Genomic DNA, 26,949 nt, shown 5'->3' on the forward strand with positions numbered 1-26,949 from the left:
TTAGACGAAAGCCTAGTTGGCGTTGGCGCCGATCTCGCGGTCCCAGCGTTCCAGGAGCGCCTTGCGGGTCGCGGGCTCGCCGAACTTCTTGAAATCGTAGTCGATCAGCTTGATGTCCTCGAAGCGCGGGGCCTGCGGCGGCAACTCTGCCTTCTTGTTGGACGGAATCTGGAAGGACTTGGCATCCTTCATCAGCGACTGGATCTCCGGCTTGAGGGCCCAGTCATAGAATTTCTTGGCATTGTCGAGGTTACGCGCGCCCTTGATGATGCTCATCGAGCCGATCTCGTAGCCGGTGCCCTCGCAGGGCGCCACGGTCTTCACAGGGAAGCCCTCCGCCGTCATGGTCACCGCGTCATGCATGAAGACGATGCCGACGGTGGTCTCGCCGCGTGCCGCCGCCTTCACCGGGGCCGAGCCCGACTTGGTGTATTGCGAGACATTGGCATTGAGCTTGGTCAGGTACTCGAAGGCCTTGTCCTCGCCCATGATCTGCACCAGCGAGGCCAGCGCCGTATAGGCCGTGCCCGAGGAGTTGGGATTGGCCATCTGGATTTCGCCCTTGAAGGAAGGATCGGCGAGATCGGCCCAGCACCCCGGCGCCTTCAGCTTCTTCTGGGCAAGGAGGTCGGAATTGTAACCCCAGCCGAGTGCGCCGGCATAGACGCCTACGGTGCGGTAGCCGGACTGCTCGGCCTGGCGCTTGGCCCAATCCTGGAGCTGATCGAGCAGCGGGGACTTGTATTCGAGGGTGAGGCCTTCCTGGGCAGCCTGCAGATGCGGGTCGCCGGTACCGGCCCACCAGATATCGGTCTTGGGATTGGCGGCCTCGGCCCGAATCTTGGCATAGGTCTCGCCCGAGGACAGGCGCACCATGTTGACGCCGATGCTGCTGTCCTTCTCGAACCTGTTCTTGAGCAATTCGCAAACGGCGACATCCGCCGCGCAGATCAGGTTCAGCGAGCCCTCCGCCTGGGCAGCGGCCGGGAGCATGGCGGCAAGGATCGCGGCGGCAGCGAGTGTCTTCTTCATGGGTTTCCTCCGGACGGCATGCTGTTCTGCTTGTTTTGCACACGTGTGCAAAAGCTGCATCAGCGCGATCGCCCTGTCAATCCCGAATGCAGCATCGAAATTTGCCGGCATATGCACATGAACCGGGAAAAGCCAACGGCAGCGCTTGCACGTGACTGCAAGGGCGTGCAACCTCCTCGTCCCTATTCGACCGGCTCCTGTCATGAAACCAGCCCGCTCCTTCGTCAGTGCCGAGGAAGTCGCCAGACTGGCCGGCGTTTCCCGTTCGGCCGTGTCCCGCGCTTTCACGCCGGGCGCCAGCGTCTCGGACGAAACACGCAAGCGCGTGATGGAGGCGGCCCAGAATTTGGGCTACCACGTCAACCATCTCGCCCGCGGGCTGATGCGCCAGCAAAGCGGCATCGTCTGCCTGATCGTCTCCGACGTCGACACGCCCTTCCAGTCGCGCCTGGCCCGGAACCTGATCGGCCGGCTGCAGCAGGCGGGCAAGGTCGCCATGGTGATCAATTCCTCCGGTTCGCCCGAAGCCGTGGCCGGCGCAGTGCGCCAGACCCTGAACTACCGGGCCGACGCCACGGTGGTGCTTTCGGGCACGCCGGACAGGGCCATCGCCCGCACCTGCCTCGACCATGGCCAGGAACTGATCCTGATCAACCGCGACCAGGATTTCGATGAGGCCCATACCATCACGGTCGGCAACCAGGACGCCGCCCGGCAGGCCGTGCTGGCCTTCCAGCGCGCCGGTTGCCGGCGCCTGGCCTGCGTCACCTCGCAGGCAGGCACCCCCAGCCTCGCCGAACGCGAGCAGGCTTTCCTCGACGCTGCCCGCCAGGCCGGCTTCGAGCCGATCCATTGGCGCCAGGGCCGTACCAGCTACGAAGCCGGCGCCGAAGCGGCACGCGCCTTGTTCACGCGGCAGGTCACGCCCGACGCTACCTTCTGCATCAACGACCTGATGGCATGCGGCTTCGTCGATGCCGCCCGCAAGGAATTCGGCCTGCGCGTGCCCGAGGATCTATGCGTCATCGGCTTCGACGACATCGAGCAGGCCGGCTGGCGAGCCTATGACCTCACCACCTTCGCCCAACCCATCGATCGCATCGCCGACAAGGTCGCCGAACTGGTGCGCGACGGCGCTGGCGGCCGCTCCGGCGGCACGATCGGCCAGGGTACGCGAACCTGCCTCGACGTGCCGTTGATCTGGCGCGGCACCGTGCGGGCGCCCGATCTGTCACAACAGGACAGCTGACCACTGTCATCCCGTGCGCGCTGCGGCGCGAAGCGCTGCCGCACAGTCGGACCAAACCGAAGGTTCGGTTCGGGGATCGCATCCGGAAGGCGGTTCGTTCCGATCACGGTCCCGCACCCGCAGCGCACCGCTCCGTGCTGTACTGCGTGCGATATGACCTAGAAAGCCAGGGGATTGTCGGTCAGGGCCGCACGATCGGGAGCATCCAGGCGCGGTTCGTCGCAGAAAGCCGCGAAGAGGTCCTCGATACCCCGCCGATCGAGGTCGCGGCCAATCACCACGATGCGGGTGCGCCGGTCGGGGCTCGGCCAGGCATCGAGGCGTTCCGGCGGCGCGAACCAATGCTGGACCCCATGCAGGACCACCGGCCGCCCGGGATCGTCGGCAAGCTTCACCAGCGCCTTGAAGCGCAACAGGCCTTCGCCGAAACGCTCGCGCAACTCGTCGATGAAGGCGATGAAACGCCCCGGCGCCAGGACCTTGTCCGTCTCCAGCGTGAAGGAAGCGATCGAGGCATCATGGGCCGAAAAGACGGGACGTGTGCCGACGGCGGCTCCCGCGCTCGGAAATTCGGGCTCATCGAGCAGTTCCGCGGCGCCGGCATCCGGCATGAGGTCGATGGCGGCACGCGGATTGAGCGCCTGCAGCCTCGCCATGAAAGCCGTGGCGTCGCCGGCGAGGTCGGTCTTGCTGACCAGGATCCGGTCCGCAACCGCAAGCTGGGCGACGGCCTCGGCATGCTGGTCGAGCAACGCCTCCCCTCTCAGTGCATCGGCGACCGCGATGACAGCGGCGAGGACATAGCCCGCCGCCGCCAGTTGCGGTGCCATCAAGGTCTGCAGCACGGGTGTGGGATGGGCAAGCCCCGTCGTCTCGATCACCACACGCGCGAAAGGCGGCAGCTCGCCCGATGCCCGCCGCGCAGCGAGATCGGCCAGCGTGTCGAGAAGATCGCCGCGCAGGCTGCAACATAGGCAGCCGGAGGACAGCAGCACCACGCCATCGCCCGATTTTTCGACCAGCAGGTGGTCGAGCCCGGCCTCGCCATATTCGTTGATCACCACGGCGGTGTCAGCCAAGGCCGGATCCTTCAGGAGGCGATTGAGCAGCGTCGTCTTGCCGGCCCCGAGAAAACCCGTGAGCACAAAGGCGGGAATGCGGGGCGACGTCATGCCGATACGACCTTTCTGCGACTTTCCATCAGCACCGACGCCACCACGGCGATGAGCACCAGCGTGCCGCCACTGACTTGCTGAGGCGTCAGATGCTCGTCGAGCACCTGTGTCGCCAGCAGGATCGAGGCGACGGGCTCGGCGCAGAACACCAAGCCCAGCGCTGCCGGTGGCGTCAACCGTGCCGCCGTCAAATGGGCCACAAAAGCTAGAACGAACAGGCCTATATGCAGGCCGACCGGCACCGCCGCCGCGACCAGCACGGACGGCGAGGCGAGGCTGCCGCTGGCCAGGCAGGCGGCGAGAGCGACCGGAATCAGGATCAGCTGCGTCCAGAACCCGGCAATGGCGGGGCTGACGCCGCGCGTCGCCCGCGCGGCGCAGAAGAACTGCAAGGCGGCGGCCGCCGCACCCGTCAGGGCCAGCGTCAGGCCCCGCCAGTCCAGCACGCCGAAATCGGCGCCGAGCGCGATGACGAGTCCGACAAAGGCAAGGGCGAAGATGGCGAGACGCGCCAGCGTCAGCCTTTCGCCGTCCACCAGCGGGCTGGCGACCAGGATGAGCAGGGGATAGGTGTAATAGAGGATGGTGGCGATCCCGACCGGGATGAAGGCGACCGAGGAAATATAGCAAAGGCCGACGAAACTGGTGGCGATGCCCAGACCCAAGACCGGCAGGCGCCAGGGCCGGGCCACGGCCAGCGTGCCGCTTTGGGCGAGGCCCAGGCCGCCAAGCAGCGCCACCAGCAGAAAGGCCCGGTAGAACACCACCGTCGGCCCGCTGGCACCGGCCTCCGCGGCGAGTTTGGCGTAGGGTACATTGGCGCCATAGCACAGCGCCGCAAGCAGCCCGAGGCTCAATCCGGTCAGGATGGTGTTGTTCGACATTGAGAGGCGGTCCGGCGCGTACCCGCCCAGCGCGGGTTTTCGGTCAAGCTCTGAACAGGCGCGTTCTCGTCCCGACTCGGTTCATCCAGGCGAGAAACGCTCCAGCTTGTCATAGCCGGGCTTGACCCGGCTATCCAGGGGCCGCACCGGGCTGAAGCGTTTTGCGATTTGGCGGAACCACCAAGAATCGCAAAGACACATCGGAACAAGGGGTTAGAGCAAATGAGCGTTCACGCTTGAACACACTTTGCTCCAATATCAGCGGTCGCGATGACGGTACCTGATCGGTCAATCATCAATACCGTTGGTATAGGGCTGAACTACCGGCTCAAGCCCGGCAATGGCAAAGGTCGTGTGAACTCGAAGACGCGGAATTGAGCTGCACGAGGCCTCGGCCCCTACCCTTCGTGATGCACCTTGCGCTTGGGTGGCTTGGCAGGAGTCTTGGGCAGCGTCTTCGGCTTGCTGTCGGCGGCCTTCTTCAGGTTCTTGCGCCCCTTGTTGAGCTTGGAGTCGGTGAGCTGATCGGGCACCGCCAGGGACTTGCCGGGGTCGGCATAGCCGGCGGCCGCCACGCCCTTCTTGCCGGCGAGTTTGCTGGCCGGCAGTGCTTTCGCAGGCTTGGGCGGCAGATCGGCGAGAATGGGCGTATTGGGCAGGCTGTAGATCGGGCGCCGGGGGCCGAGATAGGGGCCGACCGCAATGGGCGGTGCCGTCACCCAGCTCGCCAGCAGCGGGCTGGGTTCCGGCGCGGGTGCAGGCGCTGCCGGACTGCCGGGCTGCACTTCGGCGGTGTCGGCACTCTCCGCCGCTCCCGAACCGCCCTTCTTGCGCGAGCAGGCGATGTCGCGGATGTCGGTCGGGCCGGGATAGGCCGAGGCCGGGAGTTGGGTGGCGAGCGGCGCCTTGGTGAAGAAGCCGCCGCCCGAATTGGTGTAGTTGGCCTCGAACAGAGCCACAGCCTGGTTGGTGCGCTCCTTGGGCGTCGGCGCACCCATGATCACCGTGATCAGCTTGCGGCCATTGCGGGTGGCCGTCGCCACCACATTGAAACCGGCGGCGCAGATGAAGCCCGTCTTCATGCCGTCGGTGCCGGGATAGCGATAGACCAGCGCATTGTGGGTGCGCATGACCCGGCTGCCGGACTGGATGGTCTGGATCTGGAACAGCGAGGCATATTGCGGAAATTGCGTGATGATGGCGTCGGCCATCACCGCCATGTCGCGCGCCGAGGTGATCTGGCGCGGATCGGGCAGGCCGTTGGGATTGACCCATTGGCTCTGAGCCATGCCCAGCGCCCGCGAATTGGCGTTCATTTCGGCGGCGAAGGCATCCACCGAGCCGGATACCCCTTCGGCCAGGGCCACCGCGATGTCATTGGCCGAATGCACCACCAGCATTTTGAGGGCGTCGTCGATGGTGATCATCGTGCCGACGGGATAGCCCATCTTGGACGGCGCCTGCTTGGCGGCCAGCGGCGAGATGGCGATCGGCGTGCCCAGGTCGACACGCCCGGCCTTGATGGCCTTGAACACCGTATAGGCCGTCATCAGCTTGGTGAGGGAGGCCGGATACCAGGGCCGGGTCGCATCCTGCTGCTGGAGCACCCGGCCGCTGGCCGCATCGACGACGATGGTGGGGTTTGCCATGGGATTGGAACGCGCAACGCTTGCGGCGAGTCCGAGGGCCAAACCGGCCACGAGCGTGGTTGTGATTGCGCGATTCGTAATACCCATCAGTTCCTCTTTCGGCTGCAGCGGCGGCGACACATCGACCTCAAGGGGGGCATTTTAATGACCGCCGGGTGATTTGGCATGCAGGCATTGGCAGACGCGCAGTATCGCGGCAAAGCCTTAACGGATCAATGCGGGCAGGAAGACAGGTCGGCTGCGTCGTTTCGGCAGGAAAGATGGCTCGTTCGGCGGGTATAGTCCCGGGAGCACGGACGGAGGCGGTCCGCGCTCCCGGCTGGTCTCGTCCCTTCAGGCGTCCTGCTGCCGGAGAACGGCTTGCAACACATCCTTGACGCCGATGGCGCCGACAAAGCGCTCTTGGTCGTCGAACAGGGCGACAGGGGCCGTGTTGGATCGATGCATGGCCAGCATCACCGTCTTGAGCGAGGTACCGGGGCTGGCCCAGTAGCAGGGGTGTTCCCCGTCAGCCACCGGTTTTTCGCATTCGGAGCAATGCACCCAGGCGCCATGCACGCCGTCGCGCTCGGCTTCCACGACATGGCCGCCGTCATCGAGCCGGAAGCGCGTGGTCTGGCGGGTATCGAGCCAGATCCAGCCATCCTCGCCGCGATGGAGATCGCGTGCGTCCTGCATGACATGCCAGGCGGTGAGCACGCTGAGCGGGTTCACATTGGCGATGAATTCCTGGACATAGTCGTTGGCCGGGCGCAGCACGATATCCTCGGGCCGGCCCGACTGCACGATGCGCCCACTCTCCAGGATGGTGATGGTGTTGCCGATCTTGAGGGCTTCCTCGAGATCGTGGCTGACGAAGATGATGGTCTTCTTCAGTTCCTTCTGCAGCTGCAGCAACTCGTCCTGCAGCTTCGTGCGGATCAGGGGGTCGAGCGCCGAGAAGGGCTCGTCCATCAAAAGGATCGGCGCCTCGGTGGCGAAGGCACGGGCAAGGCCGACGCGCTGCTGCATGCCGCCCGACAGCTCATGGGCGAACTTCTTTTCCCATTGCTTGAGGTGGACCAGCTCCAGCTGCTTGTCGACCTTGGCCTTGCGCTCGGCCTCGGGCACGCCGGCCAGTTCCAGACCGAAGCCGACATTCTCCGCCACGGTCCGCCAGGGCAGGAGGCCGAACTGCTGGAACACCATGGCGACGGAATGCTGGCGGACATGGCGCAGGGTCTGCTCGCTGCAGCTGACCACGTCGACCATCTTGTTGTCGGACTTCACCAGCACCTGGCCGCGTGTCACCTTGTTGAGGCCGTTGACGGCGCGCATCAAGGTCGATTTGCCGGAACCCGACAGGCCCATCAGCACGCTGATCTCGCCTTCCTGCACGGTGAGGTTGCCATCGGCGCACCCCAGCACCGCGCCGGTCTTTTCCAGGATCTGGGCGCGGGTGGCACCGGCGTCGAGCAGCTTGATGGCTTCGGCCTGACGGGATCCGAAGATGATATCGACATTCTTGAAATCGACGGCGACGCTCATCAATGCGCTCCCTTCACTCGGCACAGACGATCCAGCACGATCGCCAGGATAACGATGCAGGCACCCGCTTCGAAGCCACGCGGAATGTTGAACTGGCCCATGGCGCGCACGACGTCGACGCCGAGGCCTTCGGCACCGACCAGGCCGGCGATGACCACCATCGACAGGCTGAGCATGATGCACTGGGTGACACCGGCCATGATGGTGGGCATGGCATGCGGCAGTTCCACCTTCCACAACAGCTGGCGCTTGGTGGAACCGAAGGACTCGCCGGCCTCCTTGAGTGCGACCGGCGTGGAGGTGATGCCCAGATAGGTCAACCGGATCGGCGCAGGCAGGGCGAAGATCAGCGTGGCGATCAGGCCTGGGGCGGCGCCGAGGCGGAACAGCGCCACCATCGGGATGAGATAGACCAGGGTGGGCAGGGTCTGCATCATGTCGAGGACGGGGTGCAACACGGTATAGAGCTTGGGACGGTGCGCCGCCATCACGCCGAGCGGGATGCCGATGGCCATGGCGACGGCGGCCGACCAGAACACCAGTGAGACCGTCTTCATGGTCGCGGCCCAATAGCCCTGGTTCCAGATGAACAGGCAGCCCAGCACGATGAACAGGCACAATTGCCAGGAACGGTGCCGCCACCACGCCAGGGCAACGACGAGCACGATGACGACGATGGGCGGCGGGTAGACCAGCAGCGCGGAGGTGCCGTTGACGATGAACTCGATGCTCAGGCGCAGCGGATCGAACAGCCAGGTGGTGCAGTATTTCTGCAGGAACTCGATGACGAGCTGCATGAACTTGCCGAATGGCAGCTTCGTATCCGTCACCCAATCGAACATCATATCCCCCGCGCTATGGCGTTTTGCGATTTGACGGAATCGGCAGGGATCGCAAAGACGCGTCGAACCAAAGAGTACGAGCAAAAGGGTGTTCACACCGAACGCGCTTTGCTCCGGGTCGCGGGCCGTCCGGCGCCCTGGCTGTGAAGCCACGACGATCCGCATTGCCCGTCGACGTCATGACTGCCGGCCCAAGAGAGGACATGACATCATTGAGGGCCGATCTGTGTCGGCTTCGTCGAGCCACCCAGCGAGTTGCCCCGCCGGGCGATCCTATACGTTCAGTGGAATGGCGCGTGCGCTCAGAGGCCGAGGCTCTTCTTCACGGCATCGAGGCCGGGCTGCCCGTCGAAGGTGGTGACGCCGGCAAGCCAGGCATCCAGAACACCCGGATTGGCCTTGAGATATTCGGTGGCGGCCGTCGGGCCATCCTTGCCGTCGCCGGTGATCGCCTGCATCACCTTGTTCTCGAGGTCCACGGTGAATTTGAGGTTGGCGATGAACTTGCCCGCATTGGGGCATTCCTCGCTCCAGCCGGCGCGCTCGTTGGTATAGACTTTGGCGGCACCGAAATTCGGGCCGAACGTATCGTCGCCACCCGTCAGATACTGGATCTTGAAATTGACGTTCATCGGGTGCGGCGCCCAGCCGAGGAAGACGATGTCCTCGCCGCGCGCCACGGCACCCTGGACCTGGGCGAGCATGCCCTGCTCGGATGACTCGACGAGCTGGAAGTCCTTCAGGCCGTTCTTGTTGCCGTCGATCAGGCTCTGCACCAGGCGGTTGCCGTCATTGCCGGGCTCGATACCATAGATTTTGCCCTGGAGCGAATCCTTGAACTTGGCGATGTCGCCGAAGTCCTTCAGGCCCTTGTCATAGGTCGCCTGTGGCACGGCCAGCGTGTATTTTGCACCTTCGGGCAGATTGGCACCCACTTCGATCACCGATTTGTCGGCGATATAGGCCTTGCGATCATTCTCCATGCTCGGCTGCCAATTGCCGAGGAAGACGTCGATATCCTTGCTCTTCATCGAGGCATAGGTGACGGGGACGGCCAGAACCGTGGTCTTGGGGGTGTAGCCGAGACCTTCGAGAACGCGGGAGGCGATCGCCGTGGTCGCGGTTATGTCGGTCCAGCCCACATCGGAGAACTTGACCGTCTTGCAGGCTTCCGCATCGCCCGCCAGCGCGGCGCCCGTGCCGAGGCCGATGGCCAGGGCGACGCCTGCAATCATTCTACCAATACCCGTCATTTCATTTCTCCCGGAAAACACCGAAGGCCGAATCTGGGATAGACCCAGTCCGTCTTGTCTTTGTTAACCCCTCTCGACCCCAGATGGGATCGAACTCTTGCCACGGAGCCCTTTCCCCTATGGCAATTCAGCACGAAAGACAGTGCTTGTCCCGCGATTTTCCGGCGCTGGATGACGCCGACGGCACAAAGCCGCCCATCCGCGCCAGAACCGGTTTGCATCGATTTCTTGGCGTTGTCGTATGGGCATTCTATTGATTGAACATATAATCAATTAAACCTGGAACCGGCCGATCTTGGATGCGTGCAGGCGACACTCTGTGTCATAGTCGCGCCACTTTCCCAATCCGGGATGCGACGAGAATTCGAGTGATTTGCCTCAAGCAGAATTTCCGGATGTTGCAAGAATGGGCAGCACCCGGAAATTCTGCAGGCATCCGAGATCCTGCAGCAACCAAGGCAGCTCATACCGGCCTTCAACTCTTCCAAAGGACCCAACATGCTCAAGACCAAGGCAGCCGTCGTCACCGGTTCGACATCGGGCATCGGCCTCGGCATCGCGCGCGCTCTGGCCCGCGAAGGCGCCAATGTCATGCTCAACGGACTGGGCGATGCCGCCGAGATCGAGAAGACCCGGGCCGGCATCGAGGCCGAATTCGGCGTCAAGGCCCTGTTCTCGCCGGCCAACCTGATGGAGCCGGCCGCGGTGAAGGGCCTGATCGGCGAGGCCGAGACCGCTTTCGGCGCGGTCGACATCCTGGTCAACAATGCCGGCATCCAATTCGTCTCGCCGATCGACGAATTCCCCGACGACAAGTGGGAAGCGATCATCAGGCTCAACCTGCTCGCTTCCTTCTATGCCATCAAGGCGGCCCTGCCCGGCATGAAGAGGAAGGGCTGGGGACGGATCATCAACACCGCCTCGGCCCATTCCCTGGTCGCCTCGCCCTTCAAGTCCGCCTATGTCGCCGCCAAGCACGGCATTGCCGGCCTGACCAAGACGGTAGCGCTGGAGGTGGCGCAGCAGAAGATCACCTGCAACGCCATTTCCCCGGGTTATGTCTGGACACCGCTGGTCGAGGCGCAGATCCCCGACACCATGAAGGCGCGCAACATGACGGCGGAGCAGGTCAAGAATGACGTGATGCTGGGAGGTCAGCCGACCAAGGAGTTCGTCACCATCGACCAGGTCGCCTCGCTCGCGGTGTATCTGTGCTCGGATGCGGCGGCGAGCATCACCGGCGCCAATCTGTCGATGGATGGCGGCTGGACTGCCGCATGAGCACCGCCGCCAAACCCGTAAATCTGGCGTTGCAGGGCGGCGGCGCCCATGGCGCCTTCACCTGGGGCGTGCTCGATGGCCTGCTGGAGGACGGCCGCCTCGAGGTCAAGGCGATCACCGGCACCAGCGCCGGGGCCATGAATGCCGTGGTCTTCGCCGAAGGTTACCTCGAAGGCGGGGCGCCAGGCGCCCGCCGCCAGCTCGAGACATTCTGGCGTGAGATCAGCCGCAAGGGGCGGCTGTCGCCCATGCGCCGCCCGTTGCTGGAACGCTTCATGGCCGGTTGGTCGCTGGAAGATTCGCCCGGCATGGCCCTGTTCGAGAATTGGAGCCGGCTGTTCAGCCCCTATGACAGCAATCCGCTCAATCTCAACCCGCTACGCGATCTCATCGCCGAACTGATCTGCTTCGACAAGCTCAAGGCGAGCGAGGCGATCAGGCTGTTCGTCTCCGCCACCAATGTGCGCAGCGGCCACATCCGCATTTTCGAGAATGCCGAACTGAGCGCCGATGTGGTGATGGCCTCTGCCTGCCTGCCCCAGATCTTCCAGGCCGTCGAGATCGGCGGGCAGGCCTATTGGGACGGCGGCTATCTCGGCAACCCGGCCCTGTTTCCGCTGCTCGACGAGCGCACGCCCGATGATACCATCCTGGTGCAGATCAACCCCGTGCTGGTGCGGGAGGTGCCGCAGACGGCCGGCGGTATCGCCAACCGCCTCAATGAGATCACCTTCAACGCCTCCCTCCTCGGCGAATTGCGCGCCCTCGCCATGATGCAGCGTCGCGCCCGGGGCGCCGACCGCTTCGGCGACATCCGCCTGCATCGCATCGCGCTGGGCCAGAAGGAGGGTCTCGACGCCACCTCCAAGCTCAATACCGAATGGGATTTCCTCACCTTCCTGCGCGACCAGGGCCGCCGGGCGGCGAAGACCTTCCTCACCCGGCATTTCGACGCGATCGGCACGACGGCAACGCTCGACATCGAAGCCATGCTGGGGTGAGCCGAACCGATTGACCGCCGCAACGGCTGCTGGAACGCAGCCCTGACATGCCGATCCGCCCCTTGATTTCGGGAAAGAGTCCGGCACAATGCCACTCGTTCGCGGCCTCCATGTCGCGATCGAGGAGGCCACGCCCTCCCCCATGATGGGTTTGATGTCCGGGACGGCCCGGGCCCTTTTTAGAGGAGGGCCTGATGGCCTGGATCTATCTCGTTATCGCCGGCATCTTCGAAGTGGTGTGGGCCTTCTACATGAAACAGTCGGAAGGCTTTTCGAAGCTGGTGCCGACCATCGTCACCTTCGTCACCATGGCCATCAGCTTCGGCCTGCTCTCGATCTCGATGCGCAGCCTGCCGCTCGGCACCGCCTATACGATCTGGACCGGCATCGGCGCCGTGGGCGCCTTCATCGTCGGCGTGCTGGTGCTCGGCGAACAGGCCAACGCCATGCGCATCATCGCCGCAGCCCTGATCGTCTCCGGCCTGACCATGATGAAACTGTCGACGCCGGCCTGAGGATCCATCCCGGGATCGCAGGCATCCAGCCTGCCCTTCCTCGTCTGCAAGCGCAGCGCTTCCAAGAGCAGGCTGGATGCCTGCGATCCAGGAAAAGCCTCAGATCAGGACCTGCGTGCCGATCTCCACCACCCGGTTGGAGGGGATGGAGAAATAGTCGCTGGCGTCGTCGGCATTGCGGGCGAGGATCATGTAGAGCCGGCGCTGCCAGCGCCACATCAGGGGCTGCGCCCCGCCGCGCAGGTGGCGGCGCGACAGGAAGAAGGAGGTGTCCATGATGTCGAAGGACCAGCCGGCCCTGCGGCTGAGCGCCAGCGCCTTCGGCACGTTCGGGCTTTCCATATAGCCGAACTGCACCCGCATCTTGGTGAAGGAGACCGAGACCTCTTCGAGCGTGATGCGGCCGCCTCCCGGCACGATCGGATCGTCGGTGGTCTCGATGGTCAGGATCGCGACCTTCTCATGCAGCGCCTTGTAGTGCTTGAGGCTATGCAGCAGCGCCGTGGGCGTATAGTCGGGATCGCTGGTCAGGAAGATTGCCGTACCCGGCACGCGGGCAACCGAGCCCTTTTCCAGGCTCTTGACGATGGTCATCAGCGGCACCTCGGTGCGCCGCGTCTTCTCCAGCACCAGCCGCGTGCCACGCCGCCAGGTGATCATCAGGATCATCAGGGCAGCCGCGATCATCAGGGGCACCCAGCCACCATCATGCACCTTGAGCAGGTTGGCCGAGAGGAAGACGAGGTCGATCAGCAGGAACGGCACGATGATCAGCGCCGCCGTCAGCGCCGACCAGCGCCAGACCTTCCAGATCACCAGGAAGGCCATCATCGCCGTCACCACCATGGTGGTGGTCACCGCGATGCCATAGGCCGAAGCCAGGCGAGAGGAACTCTCGAAGGCCAGCACCAGGATCAGCACGCCGACCAGCAGGATGCCGTTGACCTGGGCGATATAGATCTGGCCCGACTGGTGCTCGGAGGTATGGGCCACCTTCATGCGCGGCAGAAGGCCGAGCTGGATGGCCTGGCGCGTCAGGGAATAGGCGCCGGTAATCACGGCCTGGCTGGCGATGATGGTGGCGACCGTCGCCAGGACCACCATCGGCACCAGGAAGAGCGGGTTCTGGGGCACCAGCATGTAGAAAGGATTGTCGAGGATTTCGGGTGCCGGGTTGTTCAAGACCAGCGCGCCCTGGCCGAGATAGTTCAGCGCCAGCGAGGGCAGAACCAGGGTCATCCAGGCCATCTGGATCGGCTTGCGGCCGAAATGGCCGAGATCGGCATAGAGCGCCTCAGCCCCGGTGACCGCCAGGAACACTGCGCCGAGCGCCACGAAGCCGATATGACCATGGCTGAGCATGAAGGCGACGGCGTGCCAGGGATTGAAGGCCGCGAGCACCACCGGTGCATCCTTGATGTGCCACAGGCCCGCCAGACCCATCACCACGAACCACAGTGCCATGATCGGCCCGAAGAAGGCGCCGACCCGCGCCGTGCCGTGGCTCTGGACGGCGAACAGCGCCACGATGATCGCCACGGTGATCGGCACCACGAAGGGATCGAAAGCCGGCGTCACCAGCTTCATGCCTTCCACTGCCGAGAGCACCGACACGGCCGGCGTGATGATGGCGTCGCCATAGAACATGGCAGCCCCGATGGTGCCGAGCAGCAGGAGCACGGTGCCCGAGCGCCCCAGGGCCCGCTGGGCCAGCGCCATCAAGGTAAGGGTACCGCCCTCGCCCTTGTTGTCGGCCCGGAGCAGCAACAGCACATATTTCAGCGTGACGATGACGATGAGCGCCCACAGGATCAGCGAGATCACGCCGAGCACCGCTTCCTGGCTCATCAGCCTGCCACCCTCGGTCGCCGCATGCAGCGCCTCGCGGAAGGCGTAGAGCGGGCTGGTACCGATATCGCCGTAGACGACGCCGATGGAGCCGAGCGTCAGCGCCCAGAAGCCACCACCATGGCCACTGGTTTCCTCGCCGGTGTCGGCGCTATGCGTAAGCCCCATACGGGCCTCCGTTGGATATGTTGAAGTCGGGCAGAATGAAGATGAAAAGCGCGGCTGCCATCGCCAGGCAAGCCCGTCCCCTGTTTGTGCAGCGCAGCAAGCCCGCTCTCTTACACCTTTCCGATTTCACGGCAAAGGGCTCCCGACGAGGCCGGGCCGGCTTGCGGATGCGCAAAAGCCGGCCGCCGGAACCGTTTCCCGGGAGCATGACTGTTTCAGATCAGCCTGGTCTCAGATCAGGACCTGCGTGCCGATCTCCACCACGCGGTTGGAGGGGATGGAGAAATAGTCGCTGGCATCGTCGGCGTTGCGGGCGAGGATCATGTAGAGCCGGCGCTGCCAGCGCCACATGGTGGGCTGCTTGCCGCCCCTCAGATGGCGGCGCGACAGGAAGAAGGAGGTCGACATGATGTCGAAGGACCAGCCGGCCTTGCGGCACAGCGCCAGCGCCTTCGGCACGTTCGGGCTTTCCATATAGCCGAACTGCACCTTCATCTTGGTGAAGGACGCCGAGATCTCCTCGATCGAGACCCGTCCGCCTCCCGGCACGATCGGATCGTCGGTGGTCTCGATGGTCAGGATGGCCACCTTCTCATGCAGCGCCTTGTAGTGCTTGAGGCTGTGCAGCATGGCCGTGGGCGCGTAATCGGGATCGCTGGTCAGGAAGATCGCCGTGCCCGGCACGCGGGCGACCGAGCCCTTTTCCAGGCTCTTGACGATGGTCATCAGCGGCACCTCGGTGCGCCGGGACTTCTCCAGTACCAGGCGCGTGCCGCGCCGCCAGGTGACCATCAGCGTGATCAGGCCGAGGGCGATCAGGATCGGCAGCCAGGCGCCGTCGAACAGCTTGAGCAGGTTGGCGCCGAGGAAGATCGAATCGATGAGGAGGAAGGGCACGATGATCGCCGCTGCGGCCCAGGGCTTCCACAGCCAGACCCGCCAGATCACCACGAAGGCGAGGATGGCATCCACCACCATGGTGGTGGTCACGGCGATGCCATAGGCCGAAGCCAGGCGCGAGGAACTCTCGAACACCAAGACCAGCAGCACCACGCCGGCAAGCAGCATGCCGTTGACCTGGGCGATGAAGATCTGGCCGGACTGGTGCTCCGATGTGTGCGAGATGCGCATGCGCGGCACCAGGCCGAGCTGCACGGCCTGCCGCGTCAGCGAGAAGGTGCCTGTGATCACCGCCTGGCTGGCGATGATGGTGGCGCTGGTGGCCATGATCACCATCGGTACCAGGAACAGGGGCGAGGCCGGCACCAGGCGGTAGAACGGGTTCTCCAGGGCACTGAAATCATTGAGCACCAGGGCGCCCTGGCCGAGATAATTGAGGGTCAGGGCCGGCAGCACCAGGCCGAGCCAGGCCGTTTGAATCGGCTTGCGGCCGAAATGGCCGAGATCGGCATAGAGCGCCTCGCCGCCGGTGACGGCCAGGAACACTGCGCCCAGCGTGACGAAGCCGATATGGCCATGGGTGAGCAGGAATTCGGCGGCATACCAGGGATTGATCGCCGCGATGATGCCGGGATGCTGCAGGAAATTGACGAAGCCGATCACGCCGACAAGCGTGAACCAGATCGCCATGACCGGGCCGAAAAAGGCACCGACCCGCGCCGTGCCGTGGCTCTGTACCAGAAAGAGGGCGACGATGATCACCAGCGTCAGCGGCACCACGAAGACGTCGAAGCCGGGCGCCACCAGCTTGAGGCCTTCCACGGCCGACAGCACGGAGACAGCCGGGGTGATCATGGCGTCGCCATAGAACATCGAAGCGCCGACGATGCCGAGCAGTACGATGGGTGCCCCGGTGCGCCCGAGGGCCCGCTGGGCCAGCGCCATCAGGGTCAGGGTGCCACCCTCGCCCTTGTTGTCGGCCCGAAGCAGCAGCAGCACATATTTGAGCGTGACGATGATGATCAGCGCCCACAGGATCAGGGAAATCACGCCGAGCACGGCGGTGGGCGTGACGTTCTTGCCGCCATCGGTGGCGGCATGGGCGGCCTCGCGAAAGGCATAGAGCGGGCTGGTACCGATATCGCCATAGACGACGCCGATGGAGCCAAGCGTCAACGCGGCAAACCCGCCGCTATGCTTGTGTTCGGTGGTGTCTTCGCCGTTCTCGACGGCGTTCGCGAGCCCCATGCGGGCAACTCCGTTCTGACCTGTTGGGATTGTTTCGATCGGTCGATCGCGAGATGCGATCTTCGCTCTCCAAAATGCGGCTCAAGGCGCCGCCGGTCGCATCAGGGCCGGACGGCAGGTGACGGCACGCCGGTCGAACCCGGGGTTTCCTGCCCTCGGGGTTGGGCCTCTTACACTCTTCTGCCGGTCGGGCATAGAGGCCCGCAACCCTTTTGACCAACAACTCCCCAGCCAATCGGTCCCGAAACCATGCATAGCCCACATTCAACCCGAGCGCATCATCGCGAAGGCGACACATCCTGTGACGGTTTCGGACAAGCCGATTCGATTGCAATCAGCTACCTATCTTTCATGCGACGCCGCGTCGTATTCGGAACAGTCTTTCTCTTATTTTTTCCGTAATCGCCGCAATACAAGCCCCTACTGCCAAGAAAGATATTTTCATTTCCGTGAAAATATGTCTCAACTGCGCAGAACAACCGCCCCAGAGGGAACCAGCATGGCCCAAGACCCGAAAAAGCCACTGAGCGACATCGAAATCGCGCGTCAAGCCAAGATGCAGCGCATCGAGGCGATTGCCGAGAAAGCCGGCATTCCCGACGAGGCTTTCGAGCCCTATGGCAAACATATCGCCAAGATCGATCTCGACAAGATCCCCGGCCTGCAGGATCGCCCCGACGGCAAGCTGATCCTGGTCACCGCCATCAACCCGACCCCGGCCGGCGAAGGCAAGACCACCACCACCGTCGGCCTCGGTGACGGCCTGGCCGCGATCGGCAAGAAGACCATGATCTGCCTGCGCGAACCCTCGCTCGGCCCCTGCTTCGGCGTCAAGGGCGGCGCGGCCGGCGGCGGCTATGCCCAGATCGTGCCGATGGAGCAGATCAACCTGCACTTCACCGGCGACTTCCACGCCATCACCTCGGCGCATAACCTGTTGTCGGCGATGATCGACAACCACATCTATTGGGGCAATGCGCTCGGCATCGACACCCGCCGCGTCACCTGGCGCCGCGTCCTCGATATGAACGACCGCTCGCTGCGCGCCATCAACTCCTCGCTCGGCGGCGTCTCCAACGGCTTCCCGCGCGAAGACGGCTTCGACATCACCGTGGCTTCCGAAGTCATGGCCGTGTTCTGCCTCGCCAAGGACCTCGCCGATCTCGAGGAACGCCTCGGCAAGATGATCATCGGCTATACCCGCGACAAGAAGGCGATCACCGCCGCCGACATCAAGGCTTCCAGCGCCATGACGGTGCTGCTCAAGGACGCCCTGAAGCCCAATCTGGTGCAGACGCTGGAAGGCAACCCCGCCTTCGTGCATGGCGGCCCCTTCGCCAACATCGCCCATGGCTGCAACTCGGTGACCGCGACCCGCGCCGGCCTCAAGCTCGCCGACTACGTGGTGACGGAAGCCGGCTTCGGCGCCGACCTCGGTGCCGAGAAGTTCTTCGACATCAAGTGCCGCAAGGCGGGCCTCACCCCGGCAGCCGTGGTGATCGTCGCCACCGTGCGCGCCCTCAAGATGCATGGCGGCGTGCCGAAGGACCAGCTCGGCAAGGAGAATCTGGAAGCCTTGCGCAAGGGCCTGGCCAATCTCGGCCGCCATGTCGAGAACGTGCGCAAGTTCGGTGTCTCCGCCATCGTCGGCATCAACCACTTCATTGCCGACACGCCGGCCGAGCATGAGCTCATCGCCCAGGTCTGCAAGGAGCAGTTCGGCGTCGACGCCGTGGTCTGCAGCCATTGGGCCGAGGGTTCGAAGGGCACCGAGGAACTCGCCCGCCGCGTGGTCGCGCTGGCCGAGGCACCGCATCCGCTCGACGGCCGCGGCTTCCGCACCCTCTACCCGGACGAGATGCCGCTCTGGGACAAGATGAAGCTGATCGCCAAGGAGATCTATCGCGCCGCCGATATCATCGCCGACCAGAAGGTCCGCGACCAGTTCAGGGACATCGAGGCTGCCGGCTTTGGCCATCTGCCGATCTGCGTGGCCAAGACGCAATATTCCTTCTCGACCGATCCGAACCATCGCGGCGCGCCGGTCGACCACGTCGTGCCGATCCGTGAAGTGCGCCTGTCGGCCGGCGCAGGCTTCCTGGTGGTGGTCTGCGGCGAGATCATGACCATGCCGGGCCTGCCCCGCGTGCCCTCGGCGGAGTTCATCCGTCTCGACACCAAGGGCCAGATCGAAGGTCTGTTCTGATCCCGGGTCTGCCATGCCGGTCCGGTGCGACCGGCATGGCAACACCGGCTCGAGAGCCGGGACCAACGGGTGCGTACAGCTGAACGCGCTTTACTGGGCAGGGCCGCTATGCTGCGGCCCTTCCGATCGCTCGGCGAGGAACACATCGCCGTAGCCGACGATTCAAGGCTGCTCCGCCTTGAGCCGGTGCCGATGGGCGGCCTGCTTGGCCCGGTTGCCGCAGAGCGCCATGCTGCACCATCGCCGCCGATGCCCGCGTGTATGATCCGCGAACACAAGCGTACAGGACGCGCCCTCGCAAGCCTTCACGTTTGAAAAGTCCTCCGTGCAGACGAAGCGCCCCATGGCTTCGGCGAGAGGCTGAAGCAGGGCCTCGGGGGAGCGCCATTTGCGCAAGGCCTGGAACTCCAGCCCCTCATGACCCTCATCTCGCCTGGGCGCGATCCGATGAAAGCCTTCATTGCGCTCAAGCAGGCGATTGAGCGGCTCCAGTTCGCTTACGGCGTCGGCTGCAAGCGGCCTGCCCCGATGCTTTCGCACGAAGCCCCTGAACCATTCACGCAAGGCCCTGGCCTGGCCGGCCACCCTGTCGAGTTCCTCGGGCAGAGCTTGCGCCCGCACGGACTCGGCAATGTCCGGCGGCAGCAACCGCGCCTGCTCCAGCCAATCTAGCAGGCCGTCCCCGTTGTCGATCCAGTCGACCGGCGTGTCGACCGGCGTCGCCACGGAATTGAGGAAATCCAGCCCCTCGGCGTCAGCGACGAAAAGGGCGGGGGAACGCACATCCATCACATACTCCCATTGCGGCCGGCATCCTGGCCGGCGCCAAGCATCTGTCCATCCCTCAAATAACCTGTTCAACAAGGCTTGACAAGTTACGATAAGCTGAAGTAACCATTTTATATCCATCAAGACAGTTACTCTAAATATGCCATAGAGGAGAACGTCGATGCCCCGCAAGCCTGTCAGCGTTGTTCTCGTCCATGGCGCCTGGGCCGATGGCACGAGTTGGGCAAAAATCATCCGTCCCCTCGCCGAGGAAGGGTACGGCACGGTTGCGGCGCCGCTGCCGCTGACCTCCTTCGCCGACGACGTGGCAGCGCTCGAGCGCACGTTGGAGCGCATGCCTGGCCCGGTCGTTCTGGTCGGTCATGCCTATGCCGGCGCCGTCATCGCCGCCATGCAAAGCAGGAAGGTCGCGTCGCTGGTCTATGTGGCCGCCCTGGCACCGGACGAGGGCGAGACGGTTGCAGATGTCTTCTATCGCGGCCGGCCGCATCCCGAGGCGCCGACACTTGCCCCGGACGGCCACGGCTTGATCTATCTGCCGCCAGAAGCCGTCTCCACCGCGTTTGCACCAGGAGCAACGGCCGGCGAACTGGCGCTGCTCACCGCCGTGCAACGGCCGATCTCGCTGGCCTGCATTACGGCTCCGGTCGGTCGCCCGGCCTGGAAGCAGGTACCGGCCTGGTTCCTGGTCGCGGAACAGGACCGCATGATCTTCGCCGACAATCAGCACTTCATGGCGAGACGCATGCAGGCACGCATCCATGCTCACCCGGTCGATCACACGCCGATGGTAACGGCACCGGATGTGGTCCTCGCCATCATTCAGGAGGCGATCCGCGAAGCGGCCTTGGCGTGAAGCCAAGCCCTGACCCGCCCCCGACGAACAAAGCCATGCGCGAGCCGAAGGTGCCGAGTGGACCGCGCATTCCCAGCCGCCACGACCGTGGCGTAACCCAAAAATACCGATCCATCAGGTTATAACAGACAGGAGAGAGCCATGACGATCATTACCTACCGCACCGCGGACGTGGACGGGCTCAAGATCTTCTACCGGGAGGCGGGATCACCGCAGGCACCCAAACTCCTGCTGCTGCATGGCTTTCCGAGTTCGAGCCATATGTTTCGCGACCTGATACCGCTTCTGGCCGATCGTTTTCATATCGTTGCACCGGATCTGCCAGGCTTCGGCCAGTCGGGCCTGCCCGCGAGCGGCCATAGTTTCGAAGCGATCGCCGCCGTGATCGACCGGTTCACCGAGATCGTCGGCCTCGACCGCTATGCCATCTACGTGTTCGACTATGGCGCTCCGACGGGATTTCGCCTCGCCTTGAGGCATCCCGAACGCATCACGGCGATCATCACGCAAAACGGCAACGCCTATGAAGAAGGGCTGAGCGAGGGCTGGAACCCGATCCGCGCCTATTGGGAGGATGCGTCGGAGGCCAACCGGCAGGCGCTGAAGGCTCTTCTCAGGCCGGAGGCGACGATCTGGCAATATACCCATGGCGTGCCGGATACGCACACGGTCTCGCCTGACGGCTACTCGCTGGACAATTTCTACCTGGCCCGCCCTGAATCAGAGGCGATCCAGCTCGATCTGTTCGGCGACTATAAGAGCAATGTCGCACTCTATCCGACCTTCCAGGCCTATTTCCGCGCACACCGGCCGCCTTTGCTGGCGGTATGGGGCAAGCACGATCCCTTCTTCCTGCCGCCCGGCGCCGAAGCCTTCAAGCGCGACATCCCAGACGCCGTCATCCGTTTCTTCGACACGGGGCACTTCGCGCTGGAGACGCATGCGACGGAGATCGCAGCGGCGATCAGGGATTTCCTGCCGCGTTGAGCGCGGTGTCCGGACAGCCATGCGGATGACGCATCGGCATCGCCATCCCCATCTGCCATGCAAAAACCCCACGGTTCGGTGAACCGTGGGGTCGATGTTTCTACGCGAGCGATACCAAGCGCGTCCGGGCAACCGACTGTGCCGGGATCGTTCGGCACAGCGTCATTCCCACCTCAATATTCGCGATAATCGCGGTAATACCGGCGGGGACGTTCCCGATAGCGCCAGCCACCGTCATCGCGCCAACCACGCCGGTAGCCGCGATCGGGGACGCAGCCATAGGGGGAGCGGTGCATCCCATAGGGGCACAAACGGCGAATTTGCTGGACGAGCCCGTTGTCGGCCTGTGATTGCGCGGATGGTGCCATCGGCATTGCCGAAGCAACCTGCGGAGCAAACACCATGCTTCCGGCGGTCAGGCCAGCTGCAACAAACAGCTTCAGGGATAGTTTCATAGCTCCCTCCCTCAATTTCAATACTCAATGTCTAGCAGTATGATCTGAATGCAAGGTGAACAGGTCAGGCTAGGCAATCAGATTGACGTAACGTCAACCAATCCCGAAGTCGTGCCAGGCCGACAAGGGATGGCCGGTCGGAAGACCGGCCCATCGGGGTAGCCTAGAGGCGGCCTTTCCTGAAGCCAAGCTCATAGATTTGCCAGACGAGCACGGCGAGCATGGCGAGGGTTACGATCCAGCGTCCATAGACCGGCAACAGTTGGTCGCTGAGGATCGGCGAGAAGATCTGGAAATAGATGGCAGCGGGCAGGATGAGCGCCAGTTGCGCCGGCCGTCCCAGGTCGTTGTAGCGCTTGGCGCCGACGAAATAGATGCAGACCGAGACCAGCACCATCACCAGATAGATGACGTCGACCGCAAAAAGCGACAGGTAATAGGGCGCCGTCATCAGCCGGGTATGCTCGCGGGCAACTTCGTCGACCAGGGCTTCGGCCGCCGCGGGATTGCGCGGCAGGACATGATTGAGCCCGTAGGCCGCCGCCACCAGCGCCCCCAGGACCACGGCCAGCACCGCCATGGCGCGCCACCAGGTCTGCCGGTCGATGCTGCCCTTATCGTCACGAAACAGGAAACGGGCGCTGTGCGCGCCCAGGATACCAGCCATATCTCCTCCGAGGCCTGCATGCCGCCGGCTTCTAGAGCAAAGCGCGTTTAGACGGCAACGCTGCTTTGCGCTGCCTCTTTGGTTCGACGCGTCTTTGCGACTCCTGGCGATGCTGCCAACGCAAAACGCTCCTGCCTGCGTGGCAAGGCAGGATCAAGGCACTTCTACTCGACCACGCCGACGAAGGGCAGCTGGCGATAGGAATGGGCGACGTCCATGCCATAGCCGACCACGAAGACGTCGGGGCACTCGAAGCCGATGAAATCGGCTTTGATGTTGACGGCGCTCTTGCCCGGCTTGTCGAGGAGCACGCAGCTCAGCACCTGCTTGGCGCCGCGCGCCGCGAGCAGGTCCTTGGCGAAGGCCAGGGTGCGTCCCGATTCGAGAATGTCGTCGACCAGGAGGATGTTGCGCCCGCGCACGTCGCTCTCCACGTCATGGAGAATGTTCACCGTGCCGGTCGATACGGTCGCCTCCCGATAGCTCGACAGATGCACGAACTCCACTTCCGGCGCCATGCCGGCCTTGTGCATGGCGCGCAGGAGGTCGGCCGCAAACACGAAGGAACCTTTCAGCACCGCGACCACGAGCAGATTCTCGAGATTGCGGGCCTTGATCTCCTGCACCAGCGACGCGTTGCGCTTGGCAATCGTCTCGGCATCGAACAGGACTTTGATATTACGCGACGTGGCCATCGAACTCCTCATTTCTGCCGGCACCATAGCCGCAGGAGGGTATCGGCGACAATGGCGTTGCAGTGCCGCCCGCCGCCAACCCACAGCCGCCGGATCGCCGGTCGGGCAGAGCTCTTCCCTCCTGCCTGCGAAAAGGGAGATCTTCCGAAGGTTAAATTCGTTGTCATTTCGTTAACGTTAACACCTCGTTAACGCCCTCCCGGCACAGTGCAGCCGAGGCGGTCGGGGCCGTCTTGGGGAGATTCTGTCTTGGTTCGGTTCGAGAATGTGGGATTGCGCTACGGGATGGGCCCGGAAGTGCTGCGCGACGTCAGTTTCGACCTGCCCGCCAATTCCTTCCAGTTCCTCACCGGTCCCTCCGGCGCAGGCAAGACCACGCTGCTGCGCCTGCTCTTTCTCACCCTCAAGCCGACCCGTGGCCTCATCCACACCTTCGACCAGGAGGTGTCGACCCTCTCCAAGCACGCCCTCGCCGAGACGCGGCGGCGCATCGGCATCGTCTTCCAGGATTTCCGCCTGCTCGACCACCTCACCACCTATGAGAACATCGCCCTGCCCCTGCGCGTACAGGGCCAGGACGAGGCGCGCTACCGGGCCGAAGTGGTCGAATTGCTGCATTGGGTCGGGCTGGGCGAGCGCATGCATGTGCTGCCGCCCGTATTGTCCGGCGGTGAGAAGCAGCGCGCCGCCATCGCCCGCGCCCTGATCGTACGCCCCGAATTGCTGCTGGCGGACGAGCCGACCGGCAATGTCGATCCGGCCCTGGCGCGGCGCCTGCTGCGCCTGTTCATCGAACTCAATCGTTCCGGCACCTCGGTGGTGATCGCCACCCATGACGAAAGCCTGATGGAACTCTTCCCCGCCCGGCGCCTGCGCCTCGAGGATGGCCATGTCACGGTCCAGGAGCCCGCGTCATGGTCGTGAACGACAGAAGCCAGCCTGCCGGCCGGCGCGCCGAGACGCTGATCCGCCCGGCTGCCCCGATCGTGCCGTCGGGTTCGATCGCAGGGCGCTCGCTGATGGCCGTGGTGGCCATCATGACCTTCCTGGTCGCCCTTACGGCCGGCGGCGTGCTGCTGATTGCCGGCGCGGCCGCCGATTGGGGTTCGCAGATCGCGCGCGAGGTCACCATCCAAGTCCGCCCGGTGGAGGGGCGCGACGTCGAGGCCGAGATCGCCAAGGCCGTCGTCGCCGCCCGCGCCACCGATGGGATCAGCGACGTGCAGGTCTATTCGCGCGAGGAGACCGAGCGCATGCTGGTGCCCTGGCTCGGCGAGGGCCTCGACATGGGCGACCTGCCGATCCCGCGCCTGATCGTGGTGAAGATCACGCCGGGCAGCCTGCCCGACTTCGCCACCCTGAAGAAGACGCTGGCCGAAACCGTGGCCGGCGCCAGCCTCGACGATCACCGCTTCTGGATCGCACGCCTGGCGGCCATGGCGCGTGCCATGGTGCTGGCGGGCCTGGCCATCCTCGTGCTGATGGTCGTCGCCACGGCACTGTCGGTGGTATTCGCCACCCGCGGCGCCATGGCCGGCAACAAGGACGTGGTGGAGGTGCTGCACTTCGTCGGCGCGCATGACAGCTTCATCGCCAACGAATTCCAGCGCCATTTCCTCTGGCTCGGTCTCAAGGGCGGGCTCATCGGCGGCGGCGCGGCGGCGCTGACCTTCCTCTTTGCCCATATGCTGGCCTCGCGCTTCACGGCCACGGCGGCGGGCGACCAGATGGAAGCCCTGTTCGGCTCCTTCAACATGGACTGGCGCGGCTATGCCGCCATTGCCGCGGCAGTCGTGCTCATTGCCATCATCACCGGCGTCACATCGCGCATGACGGTTCACCGTGTGCTGCGAGGCCACATATAGGGGTCATCCATGAGCGTCTGGCAGGGCTCTGCGCCCATTCCGCTACACACCCGCCCCGCCGACCCCATTTTCGCCCAAACCATCCGTAAGAATTTCGGATATGGCGGATTGGCCAGTTTTCGCAGGCTGGCCAGATTCGATCGGCTGACATGGGCGCGTCCGATGCGGCAGGCCTCGACGATCGATGGCATCGCTTCCCCCTCCCAGGCGGAGCACCCGCCGAGGCGGCCGCGCCGTTGGCTGCGCTGGGTCATGGAAATCACCGGCGCCTGCCTGCTGTTCTTCACCGCGGCCGTGGTGACGGATTTCGCCTATTTCGTCTCGAGCCTGCAGAACCAGACGCCCAGCCCGGCGGTGAGGGCCGACGGCATCATTGCCCTCACCGGCGGCGCCGACCGCATCAGCGAGGCCTTCGACCTGCTCAACCAAGGCCGTGCCAAGCGGCTTCTCATCACCGGCGTCAACAAGGCCACCAGCCAGCAGGCGCTGGCCGGACATAGTGCCGGCGGCGTCGAGGTGCTCGACTGCTGCGTGGATATCGACCGCAATGCCCTCAATACCCTCGGCAACGCCCTGGAAACGGCACGTTGGGTGCGCGACAAGCAGTTCAAGTCGATCATCGTGGTGACCTCGAACTACCATATGCCGCGTTCGCTGCTGGAATTGCGCCGGGTGCTGCCGGATACCACGCTGATCGCCTATCCCGTGATCTCGCAGAATCTTAGGCTCGATTCCTGGTGGTCCGATCCGGCCAGCATCCGCCTGCTGCTGTCGGAATATGTGAAATATGCAGGCGCCACCTTCCAGCTCCGGATGGAACGGGCCACGGCGGAGAGGGTGCAGGCGCGGGCCGAGTGAGGGATATTGCGAGAGCAGGATAGAGCCGTCCTGTCCTCGCATCGCAAAGCTCAGAGGTAGAAGTGCATCCTTGATCGGGATTTCCGCAGCAAAACAGTCCCGTAGAAACTCACAGAAGATAGATTATGTCATTTCTTGCACGAGCCGGCTATTTACTGGCGCTGGCGGCGGCCTTGCCGACCGCTGCCGCCTCACAAGACGCCCGGACTTTCCAATCCGTCGATGGCTCCTATACCTTTAACTATCCCTTGAATTTCGCGCTGGATCGCGAGTTCGCCGACGGAACCGGCGATGTGACGGGCGTGACCGCATCTTCGCCGGCGAACGGTGACGTCATCATCACCTTTCTCGGCCCGCGTGATTTGGGAGATTTCAAGGAAGTGAGCGAGAAGACACGTCAGGAAATTACGGATGCCTTCACGAAGGCGATCGCGAATCTGCCTTTGATCAAGCTCAAATCCTCATCCATGACCAAGATGCTCGGACAGCCCGCCATCGACATGGTCTTCCAGAACGCTCGAATGCCTTTTGGCAAGGAGCGCCCGCAAATCAAACGCTATGTGTTCACGATCGCGAACGCCAAGGCGTACAATTTCGAGTGCATCTATCGCGAGGACAAGGCCGCCGAGTTCGCTCCGGCCTGCGATCTCGCCGTTTCCACGGTCCAATTGGCAGCCGCTGCGGCGGCGAACATGTTGCCCACGGACGAGGATGATAAGGATGCTCCGGCGGCCGGAAGCTGCACCAAGCTTGAACTCAACAGGCGCGCCATGCAGGTGACGGATCTCACCTCCGACATGCTGATGAAGGATCAGTCGCCGGCGATGGTCGCCCGGGTCCGGAAGGCACACGATGCGGCGATGGCGATCGACGAGCGCGCCGGACAAAACCCATCAACGCAGGATTGCATGGACGTCGACACGATCATAGCAACACTGAAATAGCCCGCCGTACCGCGACAACTGCCATTCCCCTGGTCGCAAAAGTCGCGCGCGAGAG

The 26,949-nt window shown here is 64.0% G+C and carries 24 protein-coding genes; 11 read left to right on the top strand and 13 right to left on the bottom strand.

From position 1 onward, the window contains the following. Positions 1-12 precede the first annotated feature (12 nt). On the bottom strand, positions 13-1,032 hold the full coding sequence (locus tag QM672_RS20415; RefSeq protein ID WP_415084742.1) for an ABC transporter substrate-binding protein: 1,020 nt from the start codon (positions 1,030-1,032) through the stop codon (positions 13-15). A 202-nt stretch (positions 1,033-1,234) separates the two neighbouring features. Between QM672_RS20415 and QM672_RS20420 the strand changes: the two genes are divergently transcribed. Continuing rightward, complete coding sequence (locus QM672_RS20420) at positions 1,235-2,281, top strand: LacI family DNA-binding transcriptional regulator (protein WP_311934660.1); 1,047 nt, start codon at positions 1,235-1,237, stop codon at positions 2,279-2,281. 158 nt (positions 2,282-2,439) lie between these two features. Here the strand turns inward: QM672_RS20420 and QM672_RS20425 are convergent, their stop codons facing one another. The 6 genes from QM672_RS20425 to QM672_RS20450 all read right to left on the bottom strand — a co-directional run bounded on the left by QM672_RS20425 (position 2,440) and on the right by QM672_RS20450 (position 9,611). Beyond that, positions 2,440-3,453 carry a CobW family GTP-binding protein gene (locus tag QM672_RS20425; protein WP_415084744.1) on the bottom strand — a complete coding sequence of 338 codons (1,014 nt, stop codon included), beginning with the start codon at positions 3,451-3,453 and terminating at the stop codon, positions 2,440-2,442. Then, positions 3,450-4,340 (bottom strand): DMT family transporter, encoded by an 891-nt coding sequence (locus tag QM672_RS20430; RefSeq protein ID WP_415084746.1) that lies wholly within the window; start codon positions 4,338-4,340, stop codon positions 3,450-3,452. Before QM672_RS20430 ends, QM672_RS20425 begins: the two co-directional genes overlap by 4 nt. 398 nt (positions 4,341-4,738) lie before the next feature. Next, the gene (locus tag QM672_RS20435; protein WP_415084748.1) at positions 4,739-6,076 is read right to left on the bottom strand and encodes a serine hydrolase; all 1,338 of its coding nucleotides are present in this window, start codon (positions 6,074-6,076) and stop codon (positions 4,739-4,741) included. 246 nt (positions 6,077-6,322) lie between these two features. Continuing rightward, positions 6,323-7,516 (bottom strand): choline ABC transporter ATP-binding protein, encoded by a 1,194-nt coding sequence (choV, locus tag QM672_RS20440; protein ID WP_311934656.1) that lies wholly within the window; start codon positions 7,514-7,516, stop codon positions 6,323-6,325. Then, positions 7,516-8,346, bottom strand: coding sequence for a choline ABC transporter permease subunit (gene choW / locus QM672_RS20445; protein WP_311934655.1), 831 nt, complete (start codon positions 8,344-8,346; stop codon positions 7,516-7,518). The genes choV and choW overlap by 1 nt, the downstream gene beginning before the upstream one ends. Positions 8,347-8,660: 314 nt before the next feature. Further along, entirely contained in the window at positions 8,661-9,611 is a 951-nt protein-coding gene (locus tag QM672_RS20450; RefSeq protein ID WP_311934654.1) for a choline ABC transporter substrate-binding protein, read from the bottom strand. A 498-nt stretch (positions 9,612-10,109) separates the two neighbouring features. Here QM672_RS20450 and QM672_RS20455 point away from each other — a divergent pair, with 498 nt between their 5' ends. The 3 genes from QM672_RS20455 (at position 10,110) to sugE (ending at position 12,408) form a co-directional block, all read left to right on the top strand. Continuing rightward, positions 10,110-10,892 (top strand): 3-hydroxybutyrate dehydrogenase, encoded by a 783-nt coding sequence (locus QM672_RS20455; protein ID WP_311934653.1) that lies wholly within the window; start codon positions 10,110-10,112, stop codon positions 10,890-10,892. Next, positions 10,889-11,893 carry a patatin-like phospholipase family protein gene (locus tag QM672_RS20460; RefSeq protein ID WP_311934652.1) on the top strand — a complete coding sequence of 335 codons (1,005 nt, stop codon included), beginning with the start codon at positions 10,889-10,891 and terminating at the stop codon, positions 11,891-11,893. Before QM672_RS20455 ends, QM672_RS20460 begins: the two co-directional genes overlap by 4 nt. A gap of 194 nt (positions 11,894-12,087) precedes the next feature. Further along, positions 12,088-12,408 carry a quaternary ammonium compound efflux SMR transporter SugE gene (gene sugE / locus QM672_RS20465; protein WP_311934651.1) on the top strand — a complete coding sequence of 107 codons (321 nt, stop codon included), beginning with the start codon at positions 12,088-12,090 and terminating at the stop codon, positions 12,406-12,408. Positions 12,409-12,507: 99 nt separating this feature from the next. Here sugE and QM672_RS20470 read toward each other — a convergent pair whose 3' ends face one another. Both QM672_RS20470 and QM672_RS20475 read right to left on the bottom strand, forming a co-directional pair. After that, positions 12,508-14,424 carry a potassium transporter Kup gene (locus QM672_RS20470; protein ID WP_415084752.1) on the bottom strand — a complete coding sequence of 639 codons (1,917 nt, stop codon included), beginning with the start codon at positions 14,422-14,424 and terminating at the stop codon, positions 12,508-12,510. A 231-nt stretch (positions 14,425-14,655) separates the two neighbouring features. Continuing rightward, positions 14,656-16,572 carry a potassium transporter Kup gene (locus tag QM672_RS20475; protein WP_367626639.1) on the bottom strand — a complete coding sequence of 639 codons (1,917 nt, stop codon included), beginning with the start codon at positions 16,570-16,572 and terminating at the stop codon, positions 14,656-14,658. Positions 16,573-17,071: 499 nt separating this feature from the next. On the opposite strand from QM672_RS20475, the gene QM672_RS20480 reads away from it, so the two are divergent. Then, on the top strand, positions 17,072-18,778 hold the full coding sequence (locus tag QM672_RS20480) for a formate--tetrahydrofolate ligase (RefSeq protein WP_149252641.1): 1,707 nt from the start codon (positions 17,072-17,074) through the stop codon (positions 18,776-18,778). A 162-nt stretch (positions 18,779-18,940) separates the two neighbouring features. Here the strand turns inward: QM672_RS20480 and QM672_RS20485 are convergent, their stop codons facing one another. Next, positions 18,941-19,567 (bottom strand): CGNR zinc finger domain-containing protein, encoded by a 627-nt coding sequence (locus tag QM672_RS20485; protein ID WP_415084755.1) that lies wholly within the window; start codon positions 19,565-19,567, stop codon positions 18,941-18,943. Positions 19,568-19,727: 160 nt separating this feature from the next. On the opposite strand from QM672_RS20485, the gene QM672_RS20490 reads away from it, so the two are divergent. Both QM672_RS20490 and QM672_RS20495 read left to right on the top strand, forming a co-directional pair. Next, a complete protein-coding gene (locus tag QM672_RS20490; protein WP_415084757.1) occupies positions 19,728-20,423 on the top strand; it encodes an alpha/beta fold hydrolase in 696 nt (231 codons plus the stop codon). Positions 20,424-20,564: 141 nt separating this feature from the next. Beyond that, complete coding sequence (locus QM672_RS20495) at positions 20,565-21,410, top strand: alpha/beta fold hydrolase (RefSeq protein ID WP_415084759.1); 846 nt, start codon at positions 20,565-20,567, stop codon at positions 21,408-21,410. Positions 21,411-21,583: 173 nt separating this feature from the next. On the opposite strand, the gene QM672_RS20500 is transcribed toward QM672_RS20495, so the two are convergent. The 3 genes from QM672_RS20500 to hpt all read right to left on the bottom strand — a co-directional run bounded on the left by QM672_RS20500 (position 21,584) and on the right by hpt (position 23,227). Continuing rightward, on the bottom strand, positions 21,584-21,865 hold the full coding sequence (locus QM672_RS20500) for a hypothetical protein (RefSeq protein ID WP_415084761.1): 282 nt from the start codon (positions 21,863-21,865) through the stop codon (positions 21,584-21,586). Positions 21,866-22,028: 163 nt separating this feature from the next. Continuing rightward, positions 22,029-22,532, bottom strand: a complete 504-nt coding sequence (locus tag QM672_RS20505) for a hypothetical protein (RefSeq protein ID WP_311934645.1) — start codon at positions 22,530-22,532, stop codon at positions 22,029-22,031. 164 nt (positions 22,533-22,696) lie between these two features. Continuing rightward, complete coding sequence (gene hpt / locus QM672_RS20510; protein ID WP_149252644.1) at positions 22,697-23,227, bottom strand: hypoxanthine phosphoribosyltransferase; 531 nt, start codon at positions 23,225-23,227, stop codon at positions 22,697-22,699. A 249-nt stretch (positions 23,228-23,476) separates the two neighbouring features. Here hpt and ftsE point away from each other — a divergent pair, with 249 nt between their 5' ends. From ftsE to QM672_RS20530, 4 genes are all read left to right on the top strand, one after another. Further along, positions 23,477-24,151, top strand: a complete 675-nt coding sequence (gene ftsE / locus QM672_RS20515; protein WP_068299045.1) for a cell division ATP-binding protein FtsE — start codon at positions 23,477-23,479, stop codon at positions 24,149-24,151. Beyond that, the gene (locus QM672_RS20520; protein WP_415084764.1) at positions 24,142-25,092 is read left to right on the top strand and encodes a cell division protein FtsX; all 951 of its coding nucleotides are present in this window, start codon (positions 24,142-24,144) and stop codon (positions 25,090-25,092) included. The genes ftsE and QM672_RS20520 overlap by 10 nt, the downstream gene beginning before the upstream one ends. Before the next feature lie 9 nt (positions 25,093-25,101). Beyond that, on the top strand, positions 25,102-25,950 hold the full coding sequence (locus QM672_RS20525) for a YdcF family protein (protein WP_311934643.1): 849 nt from the start codon (positions 25,102-25,104) through the stop codon (positions 25,948-25,950). Positions 25,951-26,075: 125 nt separating this feature from the next. Further along, positions 26,076-26,894, top strand: a complete 819-nt coding sequence (locus tag QM672_RS20530; protein ID WP_415084766.1) for a hypothetical protein — start codon at positions 26,076-26,078, stop codon at positions 26,892-26,894. The last annotated feature ends 55 nt before the right edge of the window (positions 26,895-26,949 follow it).

It is taken from the genome of Labrys sp. (in: a-proteobacteria), assembly GCF_047605565.1.
Lineage (GTDB): Bacteria > Pseudomonadota > Alphaproteobacteria > Rhizobiales > Labraceae > Labrys > Labrys neptuniae.

Coding starts and splice junctions, on each gene's coding strand:
- QM672_RS20475 (WP_367626639.1), bottom strand. CDS start 16,572: ATGGGGCTCGCGAACGCCGTCGAGAACGGCGAAGACACCACCGAACAC.
- QM672_RS20480 (WP_149252641.1), top strand. CDS start 17,072: ATGGCCCAAGACCCGAAAAAGCCACTGAGCGACATCGAAATCGCGCGT.
- QM672_RS20525 (WP_311934643.1), top strand. CDS start 25,102: ATGAGCGTCTGGCAGGGCTCTGCGCCCATTCCGCTACACACCCGCCCC.
- choV (WP_311934656.1), bottom strand. CDS start 7,516: ATGAGCGTCGCCGTCGATTTCAAGAATGTCGATATCATCTTCGGATCC.
- QM672_RS20505 (WP_311934645.1), bottom strand. CDS start 22,532: ATGGCTGGTATCCTGGGCGCGCACAGCGCCCGTTTCCTGTTTCGTGAC.
- hpt (WP_149252644.1), bottom strand. CDS start 23,227: ATGGCCACGTCGCGTAATATCAAAGTCCTGTTCGATGCCGAGACGATT.
- QM672_RS20530 (WP_415084766.1), top strand. CDS start 26,076: ATGTCATTTCTTGCACGAGCCGGCTATTTACTGGCGCTGGCGGCGGCC.
- QM672_RS20415 (WP_415084742.1), bottom strand. CDS start 1,032: ATGAAGAAGACACTCGCTGCCGCCGCGATCCTTGCCGCCATGCTCCCG.
- QM672_RS20470 (WP_415084752.1), bottom strand. CDS start 14,424: ATGGGGCTTACGCATAGCGCCGACACCGGCGAGGAAACCAGTGGCCAT.
- QM672_RS20495 (WP_415084759.1), top strand. CDS start 20,565: ATGACGATCATTACCTACCGCACCGCGGACGTGGACGGGCTCAAGATC.
- QM672_RS20435 (WP_415084748.1), bottom strand. CDS start 6,076: ATGGGTATTACGAATCGCGCAATCACAACCACGCTCGTGGCCGGTTTG.
- sugE (WP_311934651.1), top strand. CDS start 12,088: ATGGCCTGGATCTATCTCGTTATCGCCGGCATCTTCGAAGTGGTGTGG.
- QM672_RS20450 (WP_311934654.1), bottom strand. CDS start 9,611: ATGACGGGTATTGGTAGAATGATTGCAGGCGTCGCCCTGGCCATCGGC.
- QM672_RS20425 (WP_415084744.1), bottom strand. CDS start 3,453: ATGACGTCGCCCCGCATTCCCGCCTTTGTGCTCACGGGTTTTCTCGGG.
- QM672_RS20490 (WP_415084757.1), top strand. CDS start 19,728: ATGCCCCGCAAGCCTGTCAGCGTTGTTCTCGTCCATGGCGCCTGGGCC.
- QM672_RS20460 (WP_311934652.1), top strand. CDS start 10,889: ATGAGCACCGCCGCCAAACCCGTAAATCTGGCGTTGCAGGGCGGCGGC.
- QM672_RS20420 (WP_311934660.1), top strand. CDS start 1,235: ATGAAACCAGCCCGCTCCTTCGTCAGTGCCGAGGAAGTCGCCAGACTG.
- QM672_RS20430 (WP_415084746.1), bottom strand. CDS start 4,340: ATGTCGAACAACACCATCCTGACCGGATTGAGCCTCGGGCTGCTTGCG.
- QM672_RS20520 (WP_415084764.1), top strand. CDS start 24,142: ATGGTCGTGAACGACAGAAGCCAGCCTGCCGGCCGGCGCGCCGAGACG.
- QM672_RS20500 (WP_415084761.1), bottom strand. CDS start 21,865: ATGAAACTATCCCTGAAGCTGTTTGTTGCAGCTGGCCTGACCGCCGGA.
- QM672_RS20455 (WP_311934653.1), top strand. CDS start 10,110: ATGCTCAAGACCAAGGCAGCCGTCGTCACCGGTTCGACATCGGGCATC.
- QM672_RS20485 (WP_415084755.1), bottom strand. CDS start 19,567: ATGGATGTGCGTTCCCCCGCCCTTTTCGTCGCTGACGCCGAGGGGCTG.